Origin of the sequence: Liquorilactobacillus sicerae (assembly GCF_029916425.1) — a bacterium.
Classification (GTDB): domain Bacteria; phylum Bacillota; class Bacilli; order Lactobacillales; family Lactobacillaceae; genus Liquorilactobacillus; species Liquorilactobacillus sicerae.
In genome coordinates, this window is the sequence record NZ_JAHAVQ010000331.1 from 1 (window position 1) to 405 (window position 405).

General features: G+C 33.3%; 1 pseudogene. It reads right to left on the reverse strand.

The features are described 5' to 3' along the window. Positions 1-81: 81 nt before the first annotated feature. Positions 82-405 (reverse strand): annotated as a pseudogene (locus KH893_RS12695) (hypothetical protein); the annotation flags it as partial.

Genomic DNA, 405 nt, shown 5'->3' on the forward strand with positions numbered 1-405 from the left:
GGTTTTCAACCTCACCAACTTTCTGTATGACCGCCAATTCACTACTATCAGCCGAGATTGCCTAAATTATAACAAACAAGTTTAAATTGCGCTAATAATTTTTGCGATTATTAACTCAATCAGGGCGATTATCAAAGCCAAAGCAAAAAATGATATTTCTTTTTCGGATATGACTAATAATTGATTAATTGAAATCTTGTTTATTATCTTAAATATCAAGGCGATCGTTAAAAGTATCAATAAAGCCGGCCATAGTCCTTGAAGCGAGTTCTGAAAATCTTCATGAGATAATCCGATTCCCAAGGCCAGAGAAAAACTGATCAAAAACCAAACGAGCAAACTCCAATTAAATGTAACTTTAAAAACAAAAATTCCCGGTTGCAGCCAAAGAGTTAAGTAATAAAT